The sequence below is a fragment of the Pseudomonas sp. SID14000 genome (assembly GCF_002165135.1).
In the GTDB taxonomy this organism is placed as follows: domain Bacteria; phylum Pseudomonadota; class Gammaproteobacteria; order Pseudomonadales; family Pseudomonadaceae; genus Aquipseudomonas.
In genome coordinates, this window is record NZ_NFZQ01000005.1 from 44,617 (window position 1) to 68,979 (window position 24,363).

Genomic DNA, 24,363 nt, shown 5'->3' on the forward strand with positions numbered 1-24,363 from the left:
CTGGCCTTTCCGGCTTCTTCGCGGGTAAACCCGCTCCCACAGGGACAACACAGGCCTGAGTGCGCCGCCGTACCTGTGGGAGCGGGTTTACCCGCGAAGAGGCCAGCACAGTAGGAACAAAAAAGGGGGCCAATAACTGGCCCCCTTTTCATCAGCTCAGCTTAGAACGCGAAGCACGAGCAACCCAGCGCGCCCCAGAAGCCCTGGTAGTCATTCACCGGCACGCTCGAATGCCGCGCCTTTTCATGGCTGTGCGCATGCACCCCGCATGGCCCGCTGCATTGGTGCACGGCGGCTGCCAGCGACGGCGTGCCCACGCGCCAGTGGCCCGGTACCTTGGTCACCGGCGACCACTCCGGCAGCACCGGCACCTGGGGCGGGCCGAGTTTGTCGAATTCCGCCGCACCATACACCACCTTGCCGTCGACCACGGTCAGCACCGACTCGATGCCCTTGATCGCCTCTTCATCGACACTGAAGAAGTCCAGCGACAGCGCCGCCAGGTCGGCCAGCTGGCCCACCTTGATCTGGCCTTTCTTGCCCTGCTCGCTGGAGAACCAGGCGCTGCCCTGGGTGAACAGCTGCAGCGCGGTGTCACGGCTGAGGCCTTCCGGGTACAGCTCCATGCCACCGACGGTCTTGCCGCTGACCAACCAGTACAGCGAGGTCCACGGGTTGTAGCTGGACACGCGGGTGGCGTCGGTACCGGCGCCCACCGGCACGCCCATCTCCAACATGCGCTTGATCGGCGGGGTCTGCTCGGCGGCCTTGGCGCCGTAGCGGTCGACGAAGTACTCACCCTGGAAGGCCATGCGGTCCTGGATGGCGATACCGCCGCCCAGCGCACGTACGCGCTCGATGTTCTGCGGGGTGATGGTTTCGGCGTGGTCGAAGAACCATGGCAGGCCATTGAACGGGATGTCGCGGTTTACCTTCTCGAACACGTCGAGCATGCGCGTGATCGATTCGTTGTAGGTGGCGTGCAGGCGGAACGGCCAGCGCTGCTCGACCAGGTGACGCACCACCGGTTCCAGCTCTTGCTCCATGGTCTGCGGCAGGTCCGGGCGCGGTTCGAGGAAGTCCTCGAAGTCGGCAGCGGAGAACACCAGCATTTCGCCGGCGCCATTGTGGCGCAGGAAGTCGGTACCGCTGTGCAGCTTCACGCTGGAGGTCCACTTGCGGAAGTCGTCCAGCTCTTCCTTGGGCTTCTGGGTGAACAGGTTGTAGGCAATGCGCACGGTCAGTTGGTTGTTGTCGGCCAGCTCCTGGATCACCTGATAGTCATCCGGGTAGTTCTGGTAGCCGCCGCCAGCATCGATGGCGCTGGTCAGGCCCAGGCGATTGAGCTCGCGCATGAACTGACGGGTGGAGTTGACCTGGTATTCCAGCGGCAGTTTCGGCCCCTTGGCCAGGGTGGCGTAGAGGATCATCGCGTTAGGGCGGGCGATGAGCATGCCGGTCGGGTTGCCGAACTTGTCGCGCTGGATCTCGCCGCCCGGCGGGTTGGGGGTATCCTTGGTGTAGCCAACGGCCTTGAGCGCGGCACGGTTGAGCAGCGCGCGGTCATACAGGTGCAGCAGGAATACCGGGGTATCCGGCGCGGCCTGGTTGATTTCTTCCAGGGTGGGCATGCGCTTTTCGGCGAACTGGAACTCGTTCCAGCCACCGACCACGCGCACCCACTGCGGGGTTGGTGTACGCGCGGCCTGGTCCTTGAGCATGCGCAGGGCATCGGCCACCGAAGGCACGCCTTCCCAGCGCAGTTCCAGGTTGTAGTTCAGGCCACCCCGGATCAGGTGCAGGTGCGAGTCGTTCAGGCCAGGGATGACCGTGCGCTGCTTGAGGTCGATGATCTGCGTGGTGGCGCCCTTGTGGGCCATGGCCTCGGCGTCGTTGCCCACGGCGATGAAACGGCCATCCTTGATGGCGACGGCGGTCGCGGTGGGCTTTTCACGATCAACGGTGTGCAGTTTGCCGTTGAACAGAATCAGATCGGCGGTCATGGAACCTCCTTGGGTGGATGCGTAAGCGGAACCGGTAAAGGGCAATGCGGACCAGAGCGCGCCAGCGGCACCGAGCACGGTACTGGTGGCGAGGAACTGGCGACGGGTCTTGTCGTTGCGGTCCTGGGACATGGAGTTCTCCGTCTCTGGGTGCGGCGGCGGCAGGCGCAACTGCAGAGCATGCCGGTTGGTGTAGGGGCAAGGCTTGGATGGATGTGCGGTGGGTGGTTGAAGGTTAGCCCCGTTCGGCATTTGTGCTGCCTGGGCTGGCCTCTTCGCGGGTGAACCCGCTCCCACAGGGACACCACAGGCCTGTAAGACTGCGGTATCCCCTGTGGGAGCGGGTTTACCCGCGAATGCCTCCCACCATTACTTCTGGAGGAATGCCAGCAAGTCCTCATTCAGCTGCTGTGCATGAGTCACCGCAAACCCGTGCGGCGCCCCCGCATACACCTTCAGCTCAGCCCCGCGAATCAGCTCCGCCGCCCGCTTGCCGGTGCTCTCCAACGGCACGATCTGGTCGTCATCACCGTGGATCACCAGAGTCGGCACATCGACCTTGGCCATATCCGGACGGAAGTCGGTTTCGGAGAAGGCGGTCACGCAATCCAAAGTGCCCTTGATCGACGCCATCAGCGCGATGTTCAGGGTCTGGGTCTGCACCCCCTGGGACACCTGCTGCCCATGGTTGATGCCATAGAACGGCGCCGCAAAATCGGCGATGAACTGCGCGCGGTCGGCACGCAGGCCGGCGCGGATACCCTCGAACACCGACAGGTCGACACCTTCAGGGTTGTCGTCACGCTTGCCGAACACCGGCGTCACCGCGCCCAGCAGCACCAGCCCGGCCACCCGCTCGCTGCCGTGGCGGGCGATGTAGCGGCTGACGTCACCGCCACCCATCGAGAAGCCCACCAAGGTCACGTCGCGCAGGTCGAGGTGTTCGATCAGCTGGGCGATATCATCGGCGAAGGTGTCGTAGTCGTAGCCGCTCCACGGCTGGCTCGAACGGCCGAAACCACGGCGGTCGAAGGCGATGGTGCGGTAGCCGCGACTGGCCAGGAATTCCATCTGCGAATCCCACATGTCTGCATCCAGCGGCCAGCCGTGGCTGAACAGCACGGGCTTGCCGCTGCCCCAGTCCTTGAAGTAAATCGAAGTGCCATCACGGGTAACGAACGTGCTCATGTCGGTATCTCCTTGAAAATGTCGAGGTAAAGGCCTGGCTCAGCCGCGCAGCCAGTTGGCGCAGCGGCGGGTTACCCAAGGCATGATGTAGAACACCACGGGCAGGATGACGAACAGGTTGACGATCAGGTTGCCGGTGATCGCACCGCCCAACTGCGGGAAGCGCGCAAACAGCGGACTCAGCAGTTGTGGAATCACCAGGGTCATCGGGCAGATCACCAGGTAGGTCAGCAGCGCCTGCTTCCAGCGCGGCGGTTGCGCTGCGTTGGTGCTCGGCGGGGTGAACCAGAACTCCGGGTCGTCGTGCACCTGGGTGTGGTCACCACCTTCGAGCAGCGGCAGTACTTCGCTGACCAGCGCCTGGCGCTCGGCCGAGTTGACCCAGGCCTGCAGCAGGCTGGCATCGGCGAAGCGCACCACGGTGGTGAAGTGCAGCCCGCCGTCGTCGGGGCGGATCACGTTGACGTCCAGGTGCCCAGGCTGGCGGCGCGCGGTGCTGACCGTGCGCTTGAGCCATGCTTCATAGGCCACCAGCGACGCGGCGCGAACCTTGTGCTGGATGACCAGGGTCACCACGTTGCGGTTGTCTTGGAGTGCGGTGTTCATCGGCGTTCCTTGGGATGAGCTTGCCCGCATCCACTGTGCAACGGCGGACGGGCGCTGGATTGGACAGGTGTGCTGCCTTGGCGGGCACCGGTTGGCGGGCACCGCGCATGTGGAGAAGATTAAAACCATGGTCTTTTCGGCGGTAGATAGCGGTTTTTGCCTCTAGCGTTCTGTTTTATGAACGATGATTTTGTATCGGCTGTACCGGCCCTTTCGCGGCTAAAGCCGCTCCCACAGAGATTGCGCTGGATTTGAATCGTGCGCAGTAGCGGTGGGGGCGGCTTTAGCCGCGAAGAGGCCGGCACAGGCCCCATTGCCTGCCCGGCCAACCTGCTCTATTACTACCCACAGCCCTCCCCTCACCCGAGACCACCATGCTGGCGTTCATCCAGTCATACCCTTTATTGCTCGGCACCGCCCTGATCCTGCTCGACCTCGTGCTCTGGCAATTGATCCCTCTCCAGCACCGGGCCTGGCGCATCGGCGCGCGGCTAGTGCTGTTCCTGCTGTTCAGCTCGGTGCTGGTGACCGCCGGCATGAGCCCGCTGCAACCACCACCCTGGCCCGATGATGTCCCGCGCAACCTGATCGCCACGGTACTGGCGATTGGCTGGTGGCTGTTCGGCGCGCGCACGGTGACAGTGGTGTTCGGCGTGTTGCTGGTGGCCCGCGGCAGCCACGGCGGGCGTTTGCTGCAGGACGTGCTGGGCGCACTGATCTTTCTGGCTGCTGTGGTGGCAGCAGCAGGCTATGTGTTGCAACTGCCGGTGAAGGGCCTGCTGGCCACGTCGGGGGTGATGGCCATCGTCATCGGCCTGGCACTGCAAAGCACACTGGCCGACGTGTTCAGCGGCATCATCCTGAACACCACACGGCCATATCAGATTGGCGACTCGATCTCCATCGACAGCACCGATGGCAAGGTGCTGGAAATCGACTGGCGTGCCACCCGCCTGCTCACCAGCACCGGCAGCCTGGCGGTGATCCCGAACTCGGTAGCGGCCAAGGCCCGGCTGCTCAACCACAGCCGCCCGGCCGATGTGCATGGGGTGTCGATCAGCGTGGTGGTGCCGGCCAAGGTGCGGCCCAAGCGAGTGTTCGACGCACTGGAAAAGGCCTTGCAAGGCGTCAGTGCCATTCTTGCAACGCCAAAACCGAAGGTGACGGTGAAAGCCTCCACGCTGGAATCAGTGGAGTACGAAGCCAGTGGCTTCGTAGCCGATGCGGGCGCCAAGGGCGACGCGCGCAACCAGCTGTTCGACCTGGCCCACCGGCACCTGGAGGCCAGCGGGGTGATGTGGAACGCCGACCTGGCCACACCTCCGCGCAGCCGCCAGCGCGAGGTGCTGGACGAGGTACGGGTGTTCCGCTCGCTGAGCAGTGAAGAGCGCGATGCGCTAAGCCAGCGCATGACAACGGTGGAATACCTGGCGGACCAGGTGATCCTGGGCGTGGGCGAGCATTCCGATCATTTGCTGGTGATTGGCAGCGGGGTGGTTTCGGCGTCGATCCGCGATGGCGACAAGCTGGTCGAGGCCGGGCGCATGGGGCCGGGCGAGGTACTGGGGATCGAGGGGATCGTCGACGAAGAGGACTCGCTGGCCGAGTTCCGCACGCTGACCGGTTGCGTGCTGTACCGGATCGACAAGGAACAGGTGAAGAGCTGCCTGGTGCAACGCGGCGAGGTGCAGACGGCATTGAGCAAGTTGCAGCGGTTCCGGCGGCAGAGCCGGGAGTCGTTGCTGCTGCAGAAGCCGGTTTCGATCAAGAAAGGCGGCTTCCTCAGCTGGTTGCACAAGTAAGCCTGTGCCAGCCTCTTCGCGGGTAAACCCGCTCCCGCAGAGACCGCGCAAATTCGGAACACTGCGCCGTACCTGTGGGAGCGGGTTTACCCGCGAAGAGGCCTGTGCTTACAACACCACTCTGAGGCATTGCCCCGCGTGGTACAGCGAGAACCCGGACTCATAGAACGCCGTCCGCAGCGAGGGCGCACTCACGCCCTTCATTGGCGAAAACGGAATCGGCAGGCTGCCCGCCTCCCCCTTCAGCAAGAACTCGGCAAACGCCCGGCCAATCACGGTCCCGGTGGTATTACCCCGCCCGTTGTACCCGGTCACCGCCACCAGCCCCGGCGCCGGCTCGAACAGGCGCATGAGGTGGTCGGGGGTGAAGTCGATGCAGCCGGTCCAGTGCATTTCCCACTCGACCTTGCCCAGTTCAGGGTAATAGTGACTCTGGATCCGGTCGGCCCAGCTGCGCACGAACCAAGTCGGCTTGTTGTCCACCCGGCCCAGGCTGCCGAGCAGCAGGCGGCCCTGGTCGTCGCGGCGGATGCTGCTGAGCACGGTGCGGGTGTCCCACGAGCCTTGGCCATGTGGCAGCACCTTGTCCGCTGCAGCGCCCTGCAACGGCTTGGACGCCACTTGGTAGTAATAACCACGGAAGAACTGCTTCTGCAGGTTGCTCCAGTCGCCTTCGGTGTAGGCGCCGGTGGAAATCACCACCTTGTCGGCACGCACCGAACCGCGTGCGGTCTTCACCCGCCAGGCATCGCCGTCACGCTCCAGGCCTTCGACCGAAGACTGCTGGAACAGCTTGCCACCCAGGCGTGCCACCGCTGCGGCCAGGCCCTGGGTGTAGCCCATGGGGTTGATGGTACCGGCGCGGCGGTCGAGCAGCGCGGCGGAAATCTTGTCGGTACCGCAATATTCCTGGCACTGGGCGCCGGTCAGTAGCTCCACATCGGCACCACGCCGGCGCCATTGTTCGTGGCGAGCCTCGAGGTCGGCGATACCGGTGGCATTGTGCGCCATGTGCAGCGTGCCTTTGTGCTGGGCCTGGCAATCGATGCCAAGGCGTTCGATCATGGCGAACACTTCAGCGGGGGCTTCGCCAAGCACCTTGTTCAGGCGGCTACCCTGCTGCAGGCCGAGGGTGGCCTCGACATCGTCGGGGCGGATCCAGGTGCCGGCGTTGACCAGGCCGACGTTGCGCCCGGAGCCACCGTGACCGATCTTCCAGGCCTCCAGCAGGACCACCGACTTGCCCTGTTCGAGCAGGTGGATGGCCGCCGACAGACCGGTGATGCCGCCACCGATCACGCAGACATCGGCCTTGTGTTCACCGGCCAGGGCCTGGACGGCGACGGTCGGTTTGCTGACGAATTCCCACAAGCATTCTTGACGCAGTTCGGACATGGCCCGGCTCCAGCAATTTGTTCTTGTTGGGGCTGCTTTGCAGCCCATTCGCGGGTAAACCCGCTCCCACAGGTGCATCACAGGTTTCAAAAACTGTGTTGTACCTGTGGGAGCGGGTTTACCCGCGAACCGGGGGCCAAGCCCCCGGCGATGCAGCATCAGCCGATCAGTCGAACACGATACCCTGCGCCAGCGGCAGCTCGCGCGAGTAGTTCACGGTGTTGGTCTGGCGACGCATGTAGCCTTTCCAGGCATCCGAACCAGACTCACGGCCACCGCCAGTCTCCTTCTCGCCACCGAATGCACCGCCGATCTCGGCACCGCTGGTGCCGATGTTGACGTTGGCGATACCGCAGTCGCTGCCCGAGGCGCTCTGGAAGCGTTCGGCTTCACGGATGTCGGTGGTGAAGATGCACGACGACAGGCCTTGTGGCACTTCGTTGTTCAGGCGCAGGGCCTCTTCGAAGTCGTCATAGGCCAGCACGTACAGGATCGGGGCGAAGGTTTCGTGGCGAACCACGTCGCTCTGCGCCGGCATTTCGGCAATGGCAGGCGACACGTAGTAGGCGTTCGGGTACTGGTCGGCCAGCTGACGCTCGCCACCAAACACCTGGCCACCTTCGTCGCGGGCCTTGGCCAGCGCGCCCTGCATCGCGTCGAACGACTGCTTGTCGATCAGTGGGCCCACCAGGTTGTCCTTGCGTGGGTCGCCGATGCGTACCTTGCCGTAGGCGGCTTTGACGCGGGCAACCACTTCGTCCTTGATCGAACGGTGCACGATCAGGCGGCGCAGGGTGGTGCAACGCTGGCCGGCGGTGCCGACTGCGGAGAACAGAATGCCGCGCACGGCCAGGTCGAGGTCGGCGCTGGGGGCCAGGATCATGGCGTTGTTGCCGCCCAGTTCGAGGATGCTGCGGCCGAAGCGGGCAGCCACGCGTGGGCCGACTTCGCGCCCCATGCGGGTGCTGCCGGTGGCGCTGACCAGCGGTACGCGCGGGTCGTCGACCATGGCTTCGCCGGCTTCACGGCCGCCAATCACCAGTTGTGCCAGGCCAGCCGGGGCATCACCAAAGGCTTTCAGGGCTTTTTCGAACAGCGCCTGGCAAGCCAGGGCGGTCAGCGGGGTCTTCTCGGACGGTTTCCATACCACCGAGTTACCGGCGACCAGGGCCAGGGCGGTGTTCCAGGCCCAGACTGCGACCGGGAAGTTGAAGGCGCTGATCACGCCGACCACGCCCAGCGGGTGCCAGGTTTCACGCATGTGGTGGCCAGGGCGCTCGGAAGCGATGGTCAGGCCGTACAGCTGGCGCGACAGGCCAACGGCGAAGTCGCAGATGTCGATCATTTCCTGCACTTCGCCCAAGCCTTCCTGGGTGATCTTGCCGGCTTCGATCGATACCAGCTCGCCGAGGTCGGCCTTGTGCTCACGCAATACTTCGCCGAACAGGCGCACCAGTTCGCCACGGCGCGGAGCCGGCACGCTGCGCCAGGCTTCGAAGGCGCTCTGGGCCTGATCGATGCGGGCGATGGTCTCGGCCTTGCCGAGCAGTTTCACCGAGGCGATCTGGCTGCCGTCGATCGGCGTGTGAACAGGGTAGTCGCCCTGGGTGTAAGCCTCGGCAGCAACGCCAAGGCGCTCGAGCAGTCCAGCAACCATTTGTGCATCTCCTACATCGGGTGATGGGGTGGAAAAATGATGTGGATCAGTATTAATCCGATCACATAGGTACAACAAACGACCTTTATTCCGCATATCATTCCGCCAGGTAATGATTTGAGCCGCAGAGACCGCTATGTCCAAACGCCTGGTGCCCTCCATGACCGCCCTGCAGTGCTTTGAAGCTGCAGCCCGCCATTTGAGCTTTACCCGTGCCGCCGAAGAGCTGCACCTGACCCAGAGTGCCGTCAGCAAGCAGGTAGCGCAGCTTGAAGACATGTTGCGCCACCACCTGTTCCTGCGCATTCGCCGTCGCCTGCAACTGACGCCGGCGGGCAGCCTGTACCTGGCCGAGGTCAACAAGATCCTCACCCAGGTCGACATGTCCAGCCGCTACGTGCTCACCTACGGCGAGCAGACCGAGATACTGAAGGTAGCCACTCAACCGAGTTTTGGCGTGCGCTGGTTGATCCCGCACCTCAAGGGCTTTGGCAAGCGCCACGGCAACATCCACCTGGACATCCGCAACGAGATGGAGCCGTTCGCCCTGCTGCAGGGCTCGGCGGATGTGGTGTTCTTCTATGGCCAGGGCACTTGGCCGGGAGCGACCTGCGTGGAGCTGTTCCGTGAGGAGGTGGTGCCGGTATGTGCGCCGGAGCTGCTGGCCGGACATGAACTGAACGATGCCGGGGAGCTGGCCGAACTGGTGCTGCTGCAGAGCACCTCGCGGCCCGAGGCCTGGCATGAGTGGTTCCTGGAGTTGGGTCTGCAGAGCGTCAGCGCCTACCACGGGCCGCGCTTCGATACGTTCTATATGGCCTTGAGCGCGGCGCAGGCCGGGTGCGGGGTGGCGCTGGTGCCGCGTTATCTGGCAGCGAAGGAGCTGGCCGAGGGGAGTTTGGTGGTACCGTGGAACCATGCGATGCGCAGTGCCGGGGCGCATTACCTGGCGTATGCCGAGCATGCGGCGGAAGTGCCCAAGGTAAGGGCATTGGTGGAGTGGATTCGCGAGCAGCTTCAGGCTTGAGGGCCTCTTCGCGGGCGAACCCGCTCCCACAGGTATCGCGCAAGGCCTGAGCCCTGTGAGGTACCCGCGAAAGGGCCCTTGAGGTCGATCAAAAAAGGAATGACACACTCACTTTTTTTCGCTTGTGAGCCAAGTGCATTCCCAGCTTTCATGTAAGTATCCAAACCCAACCAGGAAGCTAGCGATGCCCGCCCACGATTTCGTCAGCCCCGACAGCATCCGCGCGCAGTTCTCTGCCGCCATGTCGCTCATGTACAAACAGGAAGTGCCCCTGTATGGCACGTTGCTGGAGCTGGTGAGCGAAATCAACCAGCAGGTCATGGCCCAGCAACCCGAAGTCGCCGAGGCCCTGCGCTGGACCGGCGAAATCGAGCGCCTGGACCAGGAGCGCCATGGTGCCATCCGCGTCGGCACCGCCGCAGAACTGGCCACCATCGCCCGACTGTTCGCGGTCATGGGCATGCACCCGGTCGGCTACTACGACCTCAGTTCAGCAGGTGTACCAGTGCATTCCACCGCCTTCCGCGCGGTGCACGAGCAGTCGCTGCACATCAGCCCGTTCCGCGTATTCACCTCGCTGTTGCGCCTGGAGCTGATCGACAACCCGCAGCTGCGCGAGCTGGCAGAGAGCATCCTGGCCAAGCGCCAGATCTTCACCGCCCGCGTCCTCGAACTGATCGACCAATGCGAGCGCGATGGTGGCCTTGACGCCGCCGATGCCGAGGCGTTCGTGCAGGAAGCACTGCACACCTTCCGTTGGCACCATGACGCCACCGTCACTGCCGAGCAGTACCAGCAGTTGCACGACCAGCACCGCCTGATCGCCGATGTGGTGGCCTTCAAGGGCCCGCACATCAACCACCTGACCCCGCGCACCCTGGACATCGATGCGATCCAGCTGGGCATGCCAGCCAAGGGCATTCCGCCGAAGGCCGTGGTCGAAGGCCCGCCCACCCGCCGTCACCCGATCCTGCTGCGCCAGACCAGCTTCAAGGCCCTGCAGGAAAAGGTCGCGTTCAGCGACCAGCAGGGCAGCCACACCGCGCGCTTCGGCGAAATAGAGCAACGCGGCGCGGCACTGACGCCGAAAGGTCGCCAGCTGTACGACAAACTGCTCGACGCCACCCGCGCCGCCCTGGGTGGTGCCCCGGCCGAGGCCAATGCCGAACGCTACATGGCGTTGTTGAAGGATACCTTTGCCGAATTCCCGGATGACCTGGCGCAGATGCGTGAACAGGGCCTGGCCTACTTCCGCTACTTCGCCACCGAGAAAGGCCTGGCCGCGCGTGACCAGGATGACCGCCCGACCACACTGGAAGGGCTGATCGAGGCTGGCCACGTGCACTTCGAGGCACTGGTGTACGAGGACTTCCTGCCGGTGAGTGCGGCGGGGATCTTCCAGTCCAACCTCGGTGACGATGCGCAGGCCGAGTACGGCAGCAACGCCAACCGCGACGCGTTCGAAGCGGCGCTGGGGCTGCAGGTACAGGATGAGCTGGCGTTGTATGCTCAGAGTGAGCGCCGGTCGCTGCAGGCGTGTGCACAGGCTCTGAATCTGGGCTCGATGTAAGGCATTGCGGCCTTTTCGCGGGTCAACCCGCTCCCACAGGCCCGCTGCACGCCTTCAGGCCTGCGCTTTACCTGTGGGAGCGGGTTTACCCGCGAAGAGGCCGGTACAGGCGATCAAAGGGGCGGCAGAATCTGCACATCCGGCAAATCCATCGCCGCCACCTCCTCTTCCAGAAACGCGCTCAAACGCCGCAACCGCTCGCCCCCTGGCCGCGTACGCGGCCATACCAGGTAGTAATCCATCCCGCTGGGCACCGCCGTCGGCCAAGGCAGGCTCAAGCGCCCCTGTGCCACATCCTCGGCCACCATCAGCAAATCGCCCATGGAAATGCCATAGCCACGCGCCGCGGCAATCATGCCCAGCTCCAGGGTGTCGAATACCTGCCCGCCCTTGAGCGAAACCTTGTCACTCAGCCCCATGCGCTCCAGCCATTCCCGCCAATCGCGCTTGTCCACCGTGGGGTGCAGCAACTCGATGCAGGCCAGCCGGCGCTCGTCCCACGGTTCCTCGTCAAGCAGGTCTGGCGCACCCACGGGGATCAGCAACTCCGGGAACAACTTACGCACCTCCCAGTCCGGCGGGAACACGCCATCGCTGAGCAACACCGCGCAATCGAACGGTTCCTGGTTGAAGTCCACATGGTCGACATCCATCCAGGCGCTGGTCAATTGCACTTCATTGCCAGGCTGCAAATGGCGAAAGCGGCTCAAGCGCGCCAGCAACCAGCGCATGGTCAGGGTCGAGGGGGCCTTCATGCGCAGGATGTCATCTTCACCGCGCAAGGTATCGCAAGCCCGCTCGAGTGCGGCAAAGCCTTCGCGCACACCGGGCAGCAGCACGCGCGCCGCTTCGGTCAGTTGCAGGCTGCGGCCGCTGCGCACGAACAGGCGGCAGGCAAAGTGCTCCTCCAGCGTGCGGATATGCCGGCTGACCGCGCTCTGGGTGATCGACAGCTCTTCGCCGGCACGGGTGAAGGAACTTAGCCGCGCGGCGGCTTCGAATGCGCGCAGGGCATACAGCGGGGGGAGCTGACGGGACATGAGGCACCTGCCATGAGGAGCTGTGGAGTGAATCACCGGGAAGCATATATGCATGAGTCAGACTCATGCCAATGATCGCTTTTATCCTTTTGTGCAAAGTTGACCAAAGCCTCAGAATCGCCCTTCGTTGATCACCCCAGGAAAAAGGACTGCCCCCATGCACGTCGCGCCCACCACAGAACTCAAGGCTTTGCTGCGCCTGGCCGGGCCGCTGATCGCCTCGCAGTTGGCGCACATGCTGATGGTGCTGACCGATACCCTGATGATGGCCCGCATCAGCCCGCAAGCCCTGGCCGGTGGCGGCCTGGGCGCAGCGAGCTACTCGTTCGTGTCGATCTTCTGCCTGGGCGTGATCGCGGCGGTCGGCACCCTGGTGGCGATCCGCAAGGGCGCCAACGACATCGAGGGTGCCACCCGCCTGGCGCAGAGCGGCCTGTGGCTGGCCTGGGGCCTGGCGCTGTTTGCTGGGCTGGTGCTGTGGAACCTGGAGCCGGTACTGCTGCTGTTCGGGCAAAAGCCCGAGAACGTTGCTTCGGCCGCCGAATTCCTCACCCTGCTGCCACTGGCCCTGCCCGGCTACCTGACCTTCATGGCCTTGCGCGGCTTCACCAGCGCGCTGGGCCGCTCGACCCCGGTGATGGTCATCAGCCTGGTCGGCACGGTGCTCAACTACCTGTTCAACGTGGCGCTGATCGAAGGCATGTTCGGCCTGCCCAAGCTGGGCCTGATGGGCATCGGCCTGGTCACCGCGGTGGTGTCGATGGGCATGGCCATCGCCCTGGCGCTGTATATTCGCTGGCACCCGGCCTATGCCGCCTACCCGCTGCGCAAGGGCCTGTCGCGCCCGTCGTTGCCGGCCCTGCGCGAGCTGTGGCGGCTGGGCCTGCCGATTGGCGGCACCTACATGGTGGAAGTCGGCCTGTTCGCCTTCGCTGCGCTGTGCATGGGCGTGCTGGGCAGTACCGAGCTGGCGGCGCACCAGATCGCCCTGCAGATCGTCTCCACGGCATTCATGGTGCCGACAGGGTTATCGTATGCAGTCACCATGCGCGTGGGGCTTTACTACGGCGCCGGCAACCTGCTGGCAGCGCGCAGCGCCGGGCGGGTGGGCATCGGCTTCGGGGCGATGATCATGTTTGCCTTCGCCGCGCTGTTCTGGCTGCTGCCCGATGCACTGGTGGGGCTGTTCATCGACCGTGACGACCCGGCATTTGCGGCGATCTTCCAGCTGGCGGTGCAGTTGCTGATGGTGGCGGCGTGGTTCGAGCTGTTCGATGGCATGCAGACGATCGCGATGGGCTCGATCCGTGGGCTGAAGGATGCCAAGACCACCTTCCTGATCGGGCTGGTTTGCTACTGGCTGGTGGGGGCGCCGAGTGCCTGGCTGTTCACCTTCAACCTGGGCGGTGGTGCGGTCGGAGTGTGGTGGGGGCTGGCGTTGGGGTTGGCGTGTGCGGCGGTGGCACTGACCTTTGGCTTTGAGTGGCGCATGAAGCGGCTTTTGGGTAAGGCCGGGATGGGTGGCGCGGTTACGGCTTCGGCCTGACTTGCGGGCCTCTTCGCGGGTAAACCCGCTCCCACAGGGAATGCGCAGAGTCTGAATCCTGTGCAAAGCCTGTGGGAGCGGGTTCACCCGCGAAAGGGCCCTAAAGGGCTGCGCCCAACTGGCAGCCGGTCGCCTGCAGCAAAAACTCTATCAACTCCCCCACCGGCAGCGGCTTGCTGACCAGGAAACCCTGCACCTGGTCACAGCCAAACCCACGCAGCAACGCCATCTGCTCTTCGCTTTCCACCCCTTCGGCCACCACCTCCAGGTTGAGGTTGTGCGCCAGGTTGATCATGGCGTGCACAAGCTTGCGGTTCTCCTCGCGCATTTCCATTTCCGCGACAAAACTGCGGTCCACCTTGAGCAAGGTAATCGGCAGGCTGTTGAGGTGCACGAACGAAGAGAACCCGGTACCGAAATCATCGAGCGAGAAGCGCACGCCCAGGCGTCCCAGGGCGTCCATGGTCTGGCGCACCAGCTCGTTGCGGCGCATCACCGCCGTTTCGGTCAGCTCGAATTCCAGCCAGCGGGCATCCACGCCATGCTCCAGAATCAGGCGGCTCAAGGTCGCCAGCAGCTGGCTGTCCTGGAACTGGCGGAAGCTCAGGTTGACCGCCATGTGCAGCGGCTCCAGGCCACCTTCGCATAGCGCTTGCATGTCGCGCAGGGCACGGGAAATCACCCAGTAGCCCAGCGGCACGATCAGGCCGCTCTGCTCGGCCAGCGGCACGAATTCGCTGGGCGGCAACAGACCGCGCTCGGCATGCCGCCAGCGCACCAGCGCCTCGAGGCCGACGATACGTCCGTCGGCCAGGTTCAGCCGCGGCTGGTAGTGCAGTTCCAGCTCGTCACGACGCAGGGCGCGGCGCAATTCGCTTTCCAGGTCGGCAAGGCTGCGGGCGTTGCGGTTGATGCGTTCATTGAAGACATGATACGTGCAGCCCTGGCTGGCCTTTGCCTGGCGCATGGCAATGTGTGCGTGCCACATCAGCGGATCGGCCCCACCCTGGGCGCGGGCATGGGCCAGGCCCAGGCTGCAGCCCAGCAACAGGCTTTCGCCATCGATCCAATAGGGTTCGGCCAGCGCCTCGACGATGCGCTCGGCCATCCATTCGGCACGGTTGGCGTCACGGCGGGTGTCGATCAGCAGGGCGAACTCGTCACTGCCCAGACGTGCCAGTTGGTCACCCGCCTCCAGTTGCTGCTTCAACCGCGCCACCACCTGCAGGATCAGGCGGTCGCCGCTCTGGTGGCCAAGGGCATCGTTGACGTGGCGGAAGTTGTCCAGATCCAGGTGGCCGAGGGCAAGACCGCGACCGTCGTTCTCGGCCAGGCGCGCGGTCAGCAAAGCCTGGAAGCCCTGGCGGTTGGCGATGCCGGTCAGCGGGTCCTGCTCGGCCAGGCGCTGCAAGGTGGCCACCAGCACGCCGCGCTCGCGCACATGGCGCAGCGAGCGGCGCACGGTGTCGGCATTGAGCTGGTCACGCACCAGCCAGTCGCTGACGGCGCTAGGCGCTACCTGGGGTTCGTGGTCGAGCAGCAGGATGGTCGGCAGCTCGCAGCGCCCGGGCGCGGGCTGCAGGGCCGGGGTTGCAAGCACGACAGCCTGGCGATCATGGCTGAACAGGCTGTCGACAGCCTCCCAGTTCGGTGCCGTCAGCAGCACGGCGCTGCCACCCAGGGCAGGCATGCACGCGCGTAGCAGCCCGGCCCATTCCGGCTCATCGGCCAACAGCAGCAAACGCAATGGTTCGACAGGCGTGGACAAGCGGGCTCCTTAGGGCTTCACGGTGCAACGGAACGGTCAGGTATGCTACTGCATTAATGAAAATGATTTTCACTTTAATACATGTTTCTACGGGCGTAGCATCCCGACGTATTTTGTCGTGCATCCTGCGCGAAACTGCGCCAGCCGGCAAATCCCGTTTACATATTTGACTCAGACGTCAGACGGTCGCGCCACAACCGCCCCATGCCTGTTAGAATGCGCGGCTATTTTCTGGCGACCCCGGTTTCTAGCATGTCCCGACTCAATCCCCGGCAGCAGGAAGCCCGTGACTATGTCGGCGGCCCTCTTTTGGTGCTCGCCGGTGCAGGCTCGGGCAAGACCAGCGTGATCACGCGCAAGATTGCCCACCTCATCCAGAACTGCGGCATCCGTGCCCAGTACATCGTAGCGATGACCTTCACCAACAAGGCCGCGCGCGAGATGAAGGAACGGGTTGGCACCCTGCTACGTCCGGGGGAAGGCCGTGGCCTGACGGTGTGCACCTTCCACAACCTGGGCCTGAACATCATCCGCAAGGAGCACGAGCGCCTGGGCTACAAGCCGGGTTTCTCGATCTTCGACGAGTCCGACATCAAGGCGTTGCTGTCGGACATCATGCAGAAGGAATACTCCGGCGACGACGGCATCGACGAGATCAAGAACATGATCGGTGCCTGGAAGAACGACCTGATCCTGCCCGCCGAGGCCCTGGAGAAGGCGCGCAACCCGCGCGAGCAGACCGCCGCCATCGTCTACACCCACTACCAGCGCACGCTCAAGGCGTTCAACGCGGTGGACTTCGACGACCTGATCCTGCTGCCGGTCAAGCTGTTCCAGGAGCACCCCGATGTGCTGGAACGCTGGCAGAACCGCGTGCGCTACCTGCTGGTGGACGAATACCAGGACACCAACGCCAGCCAGTACCTGTTGGTGAAGATGCTGATCGGCATGCGCAACCAGTTCACCGTGGTGGGCGACGACGACCAGTCGATCTATGCCTGGCGTGGCGCCCGGCCGGAAAACCTCATGCTGCTCAAGGAGGACTACCCCTCCCTGAAAGTGGTGATGCTGGAGCAGAACTACCGCTCCACCAGCCGCATCCTGCGCTGCGCCAACGTGCTGATCGCCAACAACCCGCACGCGTTCGAGAAACAGCTGTGGAGCGAGATGGGCGTGGGCGACGAGATCCGCGTGATTCGCTGCAAGAACGAGGAAGCCGAGGCCGAACGCGTGGCCATGGAGATCCTCACCCTGCATCTGCGCACCAACCGCCCGTACAGCGACTTCGCCATCCTCTATCGCGGCAACTACCAGGCCAAGCTGATCGAACTGAAGCTGCAGCACCACCAGGTGCCGTATCGCCTGTCGGGCGGCAACAGCTTCTTCGGCCGCCAGGAGGTCAAGGACCTGATGGCCTACCTGCGCCTGCTGGTGAATCCGGACGATGACAACGCCTACCTGCGAGTGATCAACGTACCGCGCCGCGAAATCGGCTCCACCACCCTGGAAAAACTCGGCAACTACGCCACCGAGCGTGGCATTTCGATGTACGCCGCCAGCGAGGAGCTGGGCCTGGGCGAGCATCTGGACGCCCGCTACACCGAGCGGTTGCAGCGCTTCAAGCACTGGCTGGACGGGGTGCGCCACAAGGTCGCCCTGGAAGACCCGATTGCCGCGCTGCACGAGATGATCCGCGATATCGACTACGAGAACTGGATCCGCCAACAGACCGCCAGCGACAAGGCTGCGGAGTTTCGCATCAGCAACGTCTGGTTCCTGGTCGAAGCGCTGAAGAACACCCTCGAAAAGGACGAAGAGGGTGACATGACCATCGAGGACGCCATCGGCAAGCTGGTGCTGCGCGACATGCTCGAGCGCCAGCAGGAAGAGGAAGAGAACGCCGAAGGTGTGCAGATGATGACCCTGCATGCCTCCAAGGGCCTGGAATTCCCCTACGTATTCATCATGGGCATGGAGGAGGAAATCCTCCCGCACCGCTCCAGCATCGAGGCCGACACCATCGAAGAGGAACGCCGCCTGGCCTACGTGGGCATCACCCGCGCGCGCCAGACCCTGGCCTTCACCTTCGCCGCCAAGCGCAAGCAGTATGGTGAAATCATCGACTGCACGCCCAGCCGGTTCCTCGATGAGCTGCCACCGGAAGACCTGGCCTGGGAGGGCCTGGACGATGCACCGGTCGAAGTGAAGGCCGCTCGTGGCAACAACGCCCTGGCCGATATCCGGGCAATGCTCAAACGCTGATCAACCATTACTCTTTAATTTTGCCGCTATGTGCGGCCACCTTTGTTACATCGAGGAATACCACAGTGGAAGCACTGCATCAGAAGATTCGCGAAGAAGGCATCGTGCTTTCCGATCAGGTTCTCAAAGTCGATGCGTTTCTCAACCACCAGATCGACCCTGCGCTGATGCAGCTGATCGGTGACGAGTTCGCCCGCCTGTTCGCGGACGCGGGCGTGACCAAGATCGTCACCATCGAAGCCTCGGGCATTGCCCCGGCAGTGATGACCGGCCTGAAGCTGGGTGTGCCAGTGATCTTCGCCCGCAAGCACCAGTCGCTGACCCTGACCGAGAACCTGCTGACCGCCTCGGTGTACTCCTTCACCAAGCAGACCGAGAACACCGTGGCCATCTCGCCGCGCCATCTCAACAGCAGCGACCGCGTGCTGGTGATCGATGACTTCCTGGCCAACGGCAAGGCGTCGCAGGCGCTGATCTCGATCATCAAGCAGGCCGGCGCTACGGTGGCCGGCCTGGGCATCGTGATCGAGAAGTCGTTCCAGGGTGGCCGTGCCGAGCTGGACAGCCAGGGCTATCGCGTTGAGTCGCTGGCCCGGGTGAAGTCGCTGGAAGGTGGTGTGGTCAGCTTCATCGAGTGATGCCACACCGTGATCCCTGTGGGAGCGGGTTTACCCGCGAATGCGATTTCGAATGTGCCATCGCATTCGCGGGTAAACCCGCTCCCACAGGGGACGGTGTGCCTCTGGAATTATCTTGTAGCCTGTAAACCCGCCAGCAACAGCCTCTGGTACAGCTCTTCCTTCAGCCCCTGCGGCTGATCCAGCTGCATCCGCGCAAGGTGCCTCGCATAGCCCTCCGGCCCCGGCGCATCCAGCGCTGCCTTGCCCAGCTCCAGCACCTCGCTCAGCTTGAACTTGCTCTTCAACCAGTTCAGCGCCCGTAGCAAATGCCGTTCTTCAGCCGTAAAGTCCGTGCCCAGCGGATACTCCGGGAACAACCGCGAGTGCCGCGCCCTGATCGCCTCCAGGCGTTGCGGCGTATTGTCGGTAAAGCGCGCCTCCAGTTGAAAATCCCTGGCCAGCTTGCCGGCGTCCTTTGCCTGCTCGATCAGCCCCGGCTGGAACCGCGAATCACATACCGCCAGCAACCGCGCAATTACCTCGCTGTCGGTCTGTCCACGCAGGTCGGCAATGCCGTACTCGGTCACCACGATGTCGCGCAGGTGCCGAGGAATGGTGCAATGGCCATAGTTCCAGAACAGGTTCGAGGTCACCTCCCCGCCCGCCTCACGCCAGCTGCGCAGCAGCAGGATAGACCGCGCGCCCTCCAGCGCATGGCCCTGGGCGACGAAGTTGTACTGCCCGCCCACGCCACTGAGCACTCGGCCATCCTCCAGCTGGTCGGCCACCCCGGCACCGAGCAGGGTCATGCCGAACACGGTGTTGATGAAGCGCGCATCGTGGCGCTGGCGGCGCTTGAGCTCCTCCTGCCCGTACAGCTCGTTGATGAAGCTGATACGAGTCATGGCAAACCGTGCGCGCTGCTCCAGCGGCATGTCGCGCAAGCGTTGGTAGAACGCCTGGGGACCGAGGAAGAAACCACCATGCAGCACTGCCGCCTCCTGCTCATCCGCCGGGCGCCGCAACAGGCCCGCTTCGGCCAGAGCCAGCAGGCCGTTGACGAACATCTCGCTGCAGCCATACAGGCCCTGGGCGAAGGTACCCAGGCCCCCTTCCCGTTCGATCAGCGCTTGCCACGGGCCGACACCCAGCGCGTCGAGCACGCTACGATAACCGGCGTTGTCAGCCTGGCGCGCCAGCAATGCGGCAGCTACTGCATCGCCCATGGCACCAATGCCGATCTGTAGCGTGCCGCCGTCGCGAACCAGGCTGCTGGCATGCAAGCCGATGCAGTGGTCCTGGGTGTTGACCGGCATGTTCGGCGTGGAGTACAGGCGGCGTTGCTCGGCTGAGTCGATCAGCAGGTCGAACGTATCGATGGGTAGCTCGGCGTCACCCGGCATGTAAGGCAGCTCGGCGTGCACCTGGCCAAGCATGAGGATTGTCTCGCCGGCGGCGCGACGCTTGGCGATCATCGGCAGCAGGTCGAGGGTGATGTCGGGGTTGCAGGCCAGGCTCAGGTTCACGGGCCTCTCGGGGGTGGCGGCCACCAGCTGCGCGATCAGGTTCAGGCCCTTGGCGTTGATGTCGCGCGCGGCGTGGCTGTAGTTGCTGCTGACGTAATCCTGCTGGGCCGATTCGCTGTGCAGCAGGCTGCCCGGCTGCATGAAGAACTGCTCGACGCGAATGTTGGATGGCAACGAGTCGTTGCGCAGGTCGGTGAGGTAGGCGAGTTCTTCGTAGTCGGCGAAAACGCGTTCGACAAAGGGTTCGAGAAAGCGCCGTTGCAAACCGTCACCCAGTGGCGGGCGGCCGAGGGACAGGGCCGTGTAGATGGTCAGCTGCCGTTCGGGCAGCTCGCGGATGCGGGTGTAAAGCGCATTGACGAAGGCGTTGGGCTTGCCCAGGCCCAGCGGCAGGCCCATGTGGATGTGAGCTGGCAGGCGCGCCAGGACTTGCTCGACAGCCTGGTCGATGGAGCAGAGGTGCATCGGGGCCTCCTGAGACATCCAAGGGTTCAGGGGTTGGACATGGGCTTTGGCGGGCCGGCACAGGCACCACAAAGACAAAGCCCGCCATCAACGGCGGGCTTTATGCAATTCAGCTGTTTCTCACAGCCCGGACATCTTCTTGATCGCCCCTTTCAGGTCATCATCCGAGCAGTCCGCGCAGGTGCCTTTCGGTGGCATGGCGTTGATGCCGGTAATGGCCTTGGCCAGGATGCCATCCAGGCCGCCCTGGTGGTCGGCGCGTTCCTTCCACGCCGCGGTATCGCCAATCTTCGGCGCGCCGAGCAGGCCGGAGCCATGGCAGGCATTGCAGTGCTTGGCGATGATCTCATCCGGCGTCTTGGCACCACCGCCACCTGCGGCGGCGGCCACCTCCATGCCCTTGCACTCCTGGCCCTGGACGCACACCTGGCCAACCGGCTCCAGGCGCTTGGCGATGTCATCGTTGGTCGCAGCGGTTGCGCTCATTGCCCAGAGGGCGAATACGGCTGCTGGTACGGCCAGCATCTTCTTGATTTGGTTCACGCGAACACCCTCATGGTGGCTAATCACGCTCGCGGCCACGGATCGGCGAGCGTTGAAAAGTATAGCGGGAACCCAGAGGCCGTGAAACGACCCTACACGGGAAAGGGGTATTGCCGAATCAATGCACTGCGCTGGATCAAAAGTTTGAAGGTGTCGCCGCACTGATCAGCCGCGCCGGCCGGTCGAACGGGTTGCGAAAGCGGTGCGGGCGGGTGCTTTCAAAGTAGTAGCTGTCGCCCTCTTCGAGGATGAAGATCTCGTTGCCGACCACCAGCTCCAGGCGACCTTCGAGCAGGATGCCGGTTTCTTCGCCGTCGTGGGTAAGCATTTCGGCACCCGTGTCAGCACCCGGTGGGTACACCTCGGTGAGGAACGCGATGGCACGGTTGGGGTGCGACTTGCCGACCAGCTTCATGGTCACCGCACCGTCGGAGATATCGATCAGCTCATGGGCCTTGTAGACGATCTGCGTGGGGCTTTCAGGTTCCAGTTCGACCGAGAAGAACTCGACCATGGACATGGGAATGCCGCTCAGCACCTTGCGCAGCGAGCTGATCGAGGGGCTCACGCTGTTCTTCTCGATCATCGAGATGGTGCTGTTGGTCACACCGGCACGCTTGGCGAGTTCACGCTGGGACAGGCCCTTGAGCTTGCGGATGGCTTGCAGTCGTTCGCCGACGTCCAAAGCTGGAGCCTCCTGAAACGGTGAAAAGGGGGGTGGATGTGAACGATATCATGGCAATGCCGTTCAGTATTTACAACACACCGCCCTTCAACCTGTCCGCTTCAGCGTGTCATTCGCCGACGTAGTCCCGAGGTACCCGCTTCAGGTTGCAGAAAATCTGGTACGGAATGGTACCCGCGTGCGCCGCCACTTCACTGGCCAGCACATGCTTGCCCCACAGTTCGACCGGACTGCCTACGGTGGCTTCCGGCACATCGGTCAGGTCGATACTGAGCATGTCCATCGACACTCGGCCGATCAGTTGGGCGCGCTTGCCGGCGACCAGCACCGGGGTACCGTTGGGCGCCTGGCGTGGGTAGCCATCGGCATAGCCCATGGCGACCACGCCAACGCGGGTTGGCCTTGGGCTGACGAACTTGGCGCCATAGCCCACCGGTTCGCCGGCGGGCAGCTCGCGCACGCTGATCACCCGCGATTGCAAGGTCATCACCGGCTGCAGGCGCTCGGCCTCGGCCTGGGCCACTTCAAACGGCGTGGCACCATACAGCATCAGGCCCGGACGCACCCAGTCGCTGGGGGCGTGCGGCCAGCCCAACACACCGGGCGAGTTGCGCAGGCTGCATTCGGCGGCCAGGCCTTGGCGGGCGGCCTCGAACACGGCGATTTGCTGGGTGGTGGCGTCGGCATCCAGCTCGTCGGCGCGAGCGAAGTGGCTCATCAGCACAATGCGTGCGACCTTGCCGCTGGCCAGCAGCCGCTGGTAGGCCTCTTGGTAATCCTTGGGGTGCAGGCCAACACGGTGCATGCCGCTGTCGAGCTTGAGCCAGACGGTAATCGGCTTGTGCAGTTGGGTCTTTTCGATCGCCTCCAGCTGCCACAGCGAGTGCACCACGCACCACAGGTCGTGCTCGGCGATCAGGGCAAGTTCGCTGGGTTCGAAGAAGCCTTCCAGCAGCAGCACTGGGGCCTTGATACCGGCGGCGCGCAGCTCCAGCGCTTCTTCGATGCAGGCCACAGCAAAGCCGTCGGCTTCGGCCTCCAGGGCCAGGGCACAGCGCACGGCGCCGTGGCCGTAGGCGTCAGCCTTGATCACGGCGAGGGCTTTGGCACCGGTCAGTTCACGGGCCAGACGGTAGTTGTGGCGCAGGGCCTGGAGGTCGATCAGGGCACGGGCGGGACGCATGGCGGCTGCCTTATGGTGGTTCACAAGTTGAAAACAGTGTTGGGTTCTTCGCGGCTAAAGCCGCTCCCACAGGGGACCGCACAATGTCCGGGAGGTTGCGATCCCTGCGGGAGCGGCTTTAGCCGCGAAGAGGCCGGTACAGGCTATTACTGCTGGTGAGCCGGCGCAGTCTGCCCGTGCTTGGCCACTCCCGGGCTGTTGCCATAACGGAAAATGTCCAGGCCTTCGGCACTGATCTGCGGCTTCTTGCGCGCAATCAGGTCGGCCAGCAGGCGACCGGAGCCGCACGCCATGGTCCAGCCCAAGGTACCGTGGCCGGTGTTCAGGAACAGGTTGCGGAACGCCGTGGCACCGACGATCGGCGTACCGTCCGGGGTGGCCGGGCGCAGGCCGGTCCAGAAGCTTGCCTGGCTCAGATCACCGCCGCGAGGATAAAGGTCGTTGACGATCATCTCCAGCGTTTCGCGTCGACGCGGGTTCAGCGACAGGTCAAAACCGGCGATTTCAGCCATACCGCCGACGCGGATACGGTTGTCGAAACGGGTAATGGCAACCTTGTAGGTCTCGTCGAGAATGGTCGAGGTCGGCGCCATGTCGCCGTTGGTGATCGGCACGGTCAGCGAGTACCCCTTCAGCGGATACACCGGGGCCTTGATGCCCAGCGGCTTGAGCATCTGCGGCGAGTAGCTGCCCAGCGCCAGCACGTAACGGTCGGCGGTTTCCAGCTTGCCGTCGATCCATACACCATTGATGCGGTCACCCGCGAAGTCCAGGCGCTGGATGTCCTGGCCGAAGCGGAACTCCACGCCCAGCTTCACGGCCATTTCGGCAAGCTTGGTGGTGAACAGCTGGCAGTCGCCAGTCTGGTCGTTGGGCAGGCGCAGGGCGCCGGCCAGGATGTCTTTGACGCCAGCCAGGGCGGGTTCTACGCGGGCAATGCCGTCGCGGTCGAGCAGCTCGTAGGGCACGCCAGACTGTTCCAGTACGGCAATGTCTTTGGCCGCGGCATCCACCTGGGCCTGGGTACGGAACAGCTGGGTGGTGCCAAGGCTGCGGTTTTCGTAGGCGATGCCGGTTTCGGCGCGCAGCTCGTCGAGGCAGTCGCGGCTGTACTCGGACAGGCGCACCATGCGCTCCTTGTTCACCGCGTAACGGCTGGCGGTGCAGTTGCGCAGCATTTGTGCCATCCACAGGTACTGGTCGACATCACCGGTAAGCTTGATGGCCAGGGGCGCGTGGCGCTCCAGCAGCCACTTGATGGCCTTCAGCGGCACGCCAGGGGCGGCCCAGGGCGAAGCATAGCCAGGCGAGATCTGGCCAGCGTTGGCAAAGCTGGTTTCCATGGCCACCGCCGGCTGGCGATCGACCACCGTTACCTCGAAACCTTGCCGGGCCAGATAGTAGGCACTGGCGGTTCCGATCACACCGCTACCAAGTACCAGAACTCGCATCGTTTTATCCCTCGCACGCGGCGCGC

At 63.9% G+C, this 24,363-nt stretch carries 18 protein-coding genes; 6 read left to right on the forward strand and 12 right to left on the reverse strand.

Translation table 11 applies throughout. The features are described from left to right. Positions 1–161 precede the first annotated feature (161 nt). From CAY82_RS08845 to CAY82_RS08855, 3 genes are all read right to left on the reverse strand, one after another. Positions 162–2,003, reverse strand: coding sequence for an amidohydrolase (locus CAY82_RS08845; protein ID WP_170931059.1), 1,842 nt, complete (start codon positions 2,001–2,003; stop codon positions 162–164). A gap of 369 nt (positions 2,004–2,372) precedes the next feature. Then, positions 2,373–3,191 (reverse strand): alpha/beta fold hydrolase, encoded by an 819-nt coding sequence (locus CAY82_RS08850; RefSeq protein ID WP_087500888.1) that lies wholly within the window; start codon positions 3,189–3,191, stop codon positions 2,373–2,375. Between the two features lie 39 nt (positions 3,192–3,230). Next, on the reverse strand, positions 3,231–3,797 hold the full coding sequence (locus tag CAY82_RS08855; protein WP_087500889.1) for an antibiotic biosynthesis monooxygenase: 567 nt from the start codon (positions 3,795–3,797) through the stop codon (positions 3,231–3,233). Between the two features lie 374 nt (positions 3,798–4,171). On the opposite strand from CAY82_RS08855, the gene CAY82_RS08860 reads away from it, so the two are divergent. Next, the gene (locus CAY82_RS08860; RefSeq protein ID WP_087500890.1) at positions 4,172–5,599 is read left to right on the forward strand and encodes a mechanosensitive ion channel family protein; all 1,428 of its coding nucleotides are present in this window, start codon (positions 4,172–4,174) and stop codon (positions 5,597–5,599) included. A 108-nt stretch (positions 5,600–5,707) separates the two neighbouring features. Here the strand turns inward: CAY82_RS08860 and CAY82_RS08865 are convergent, their stop codons facing one another. Together CAY82_RS08865 and CAY82_RS08870 are read right to left on the reverse strand one after the other, a co-directional pair. Then, positions 5,708–6,994, reverse strand: coding sequence for an FAD-binding oxidoreductase (locus CAY82_RS08865; RefSeq protein WP_087500891.1), 1,287 nt, complete (start codon positions 6,992–6,994; stop codon positions 5,708–5,710). A gap of 166 nt (positions 6,995–7,160) precedes the next feature. Further along, positions 7,161–8,651, reverse strand: a complete 1,491-nt coding sequence (locus CAY82_RS08870) for an aldehyde dehydrogenase family protein (RefSeq protein ID WP_003253547.1) — start codon at positions 8,649–8,651, stop codon at positions 7,161–7,163. A 136-nt stretch (positions 8,652–8,787) separates the two neighbouring features. Between CAY82_RS08870 and CAY82_RS08875 the strand changes: the two genes are divergently transcribed. Together CAY82_RS08875 and CAY82_RS08880 are read left to right on the forward strand one after the other, a co-directional pair. Then, a complete protein-coding gene (locus tag CAY82_RS08875; protein WP_087500892.1) occupies positions 8,788–9,678 on the forward strand; it encodes a LysR family transcriptional regulator in 891 nt (296 codons plus the stop codon). Between the two features lie 184 nt (positions 9,679–9,862). Beyond that, positions 9,863–11,248: a VOC family protein gene (locus tag CAY82_RS08880; RefSeq protein ID WP_087500893.1), complete on the forward strand. Its 1,386-nt coding sequence runs from the start codon at positions 9,863–9,865 to the stop codon at positions 11,246–11,248. Between the two features lie 113 nt (positions 11,249–11,361). On the opposite strand, the gene CAY82_RS08885 is transcribed toward CAY82_RS08880, so the two are convergent. After that, positions 11,362–12,288, reverse strand: a complete 927-nt coding sequence (locus CAY82_RS08885) for a LysR substrate-binding domain-containing protein (protein WP_063912213.1) — start codon at positions 12,286–12,288, stop codon at positions 11,362–11,364. Between the two features lie 157 nt (positions 12,289–12,445). Between CAY82_RS08885 and CAY82_RS08890 the strand changes: the two genes are divergently transcribed. Continuing rightward, positions 12,446–13,834: a NorM family multidrug efflux MATE transporter gene (locus CAY82_RS08890; RefSeq protein WP_087500894.1), complete on the forward strand. Its 1,389-nt coding sequence runs from the start codon at positions 12,446–12,448 to the stop codon at positions 13,832–13,834. A 100-nt stretch (positions 13,835–13,934) separates the two neighbouring features. Here the strand turns inward: CAY82_RS08890 and CAY82_RS08895 are convergent, their stop codons facing one another. Further along, positions 13,935–15,602, reverse strand: a complete 1,668-nt coding sequence (locus tag CAY82_RS08895) for a bifunctional diguanylate cyclase/phosphodiesterase (RefSeq protein WP_087500895.1) — start codon at positions 15,600–15,602, stop codon at positions 13,935–13,937. 252 nt (positions 15,603–15,854) lie between these two features. On the opposite strand from CAY82_RS08895, the gene rep reads away from it, so the two are divergent. Further along, positions 15,855–17,864, forward strand: coding sequence for a DNA helicase Rep (rep, locus tag CAY82_RS08900; RefSeq protein WP_087500896.1), 2,010 nt, complete (start codon positions 15,855–15,857; stop codon positions 17,862–17,864). Between the two features lie 65 nt (positions 17,865–17,929). After that, positions 17,930–18,502 carry a xanthine phosphoribosyltransferase gene (locus CAY82_RS08905; protein ID WP_003253535.1) on the forward strand — a complete coding sequence of 191 codons (573 nt, stop codon included), beginning with the start codon at positions 17,930–17,932 and terminating at the stop codon, positions 18,500–18,502. 110 nt (positions 18,503–18,612) lie between these two features. Here the strand turns inward: CAY82_RS08905 and CAY82_RS08910 are convergent, their stop codons facing one another. The 5 genes from CAY82_RS08910 to dadA all read right to left on the reverse strand — a co-directional run bounded on the left by CAY82_RS08910 (position 18,613) and on the right by dadA (position 24,337). Then, complete coding sequence (locus CAY82_RS08910) at positions 18,613–20,475, reverse strand: acetyl-CoA hydrolase/transferase C-terminal domain-containing protein (protein ID WP_087500897.1); 1,863 nt, start codon at positions 20,473–20,475, stop codon at positions 18,613–18,615. Positions 20,476–20,595: 120 nt separating this feature from the next. Further along, positions 20,596–21,000 carry a cytochrome c5 family protein gene (locus CAY82_RS08915; protein WP_038408395.1) on the reverse strand — a complete coding sequence of 135 codons (405 nt, stop codon included), beginning with the start codon at positions 20,998–21,000 and terminating at the stop codon, positions 20,596–20,598. Between the two features lie 154 nt (positions 21,001–21,154). Next, positions 21,155–21,703: a cupin domain-containing protein gene (locus CAY82_RS08920; RefSeq protein ID WP_013974777.1), complete on the reverse strand. Its 549-nt coding sequence runs from the start codon at positions 21,701–21,703 to the stop codon at positions 21,155–21,157. Between the two features lie 109 nt (positions 21,704–21,812). Beyond that, positions 21,813–22,886 carry an alanine racemase gene (alr, locus tag CAY82_RS08925; protein WP_087500898.1) on the reverse strand — a complete coding sequence of 358 codons (1,074 nt, stop codon included), beginning with the start codon at positions 22,884–22,886 and terminating at the stop codon, positions 21,813–21,815. Positions 22,887–23,032: 146 nt separating this feature from the next. After that, a complete protein-coding gene (gene dadA, locus CAY82_RS08930) occupies positions 23,033–24,337 on the reverse strand; it encodes a D-amino acid dehydrogenase (RefSeq protein WP_087500899.1) in 1,305 nt (434 codons plus the stop codon). Positions 24,338–24,363 lie beyond the last annotated feature (26 nt).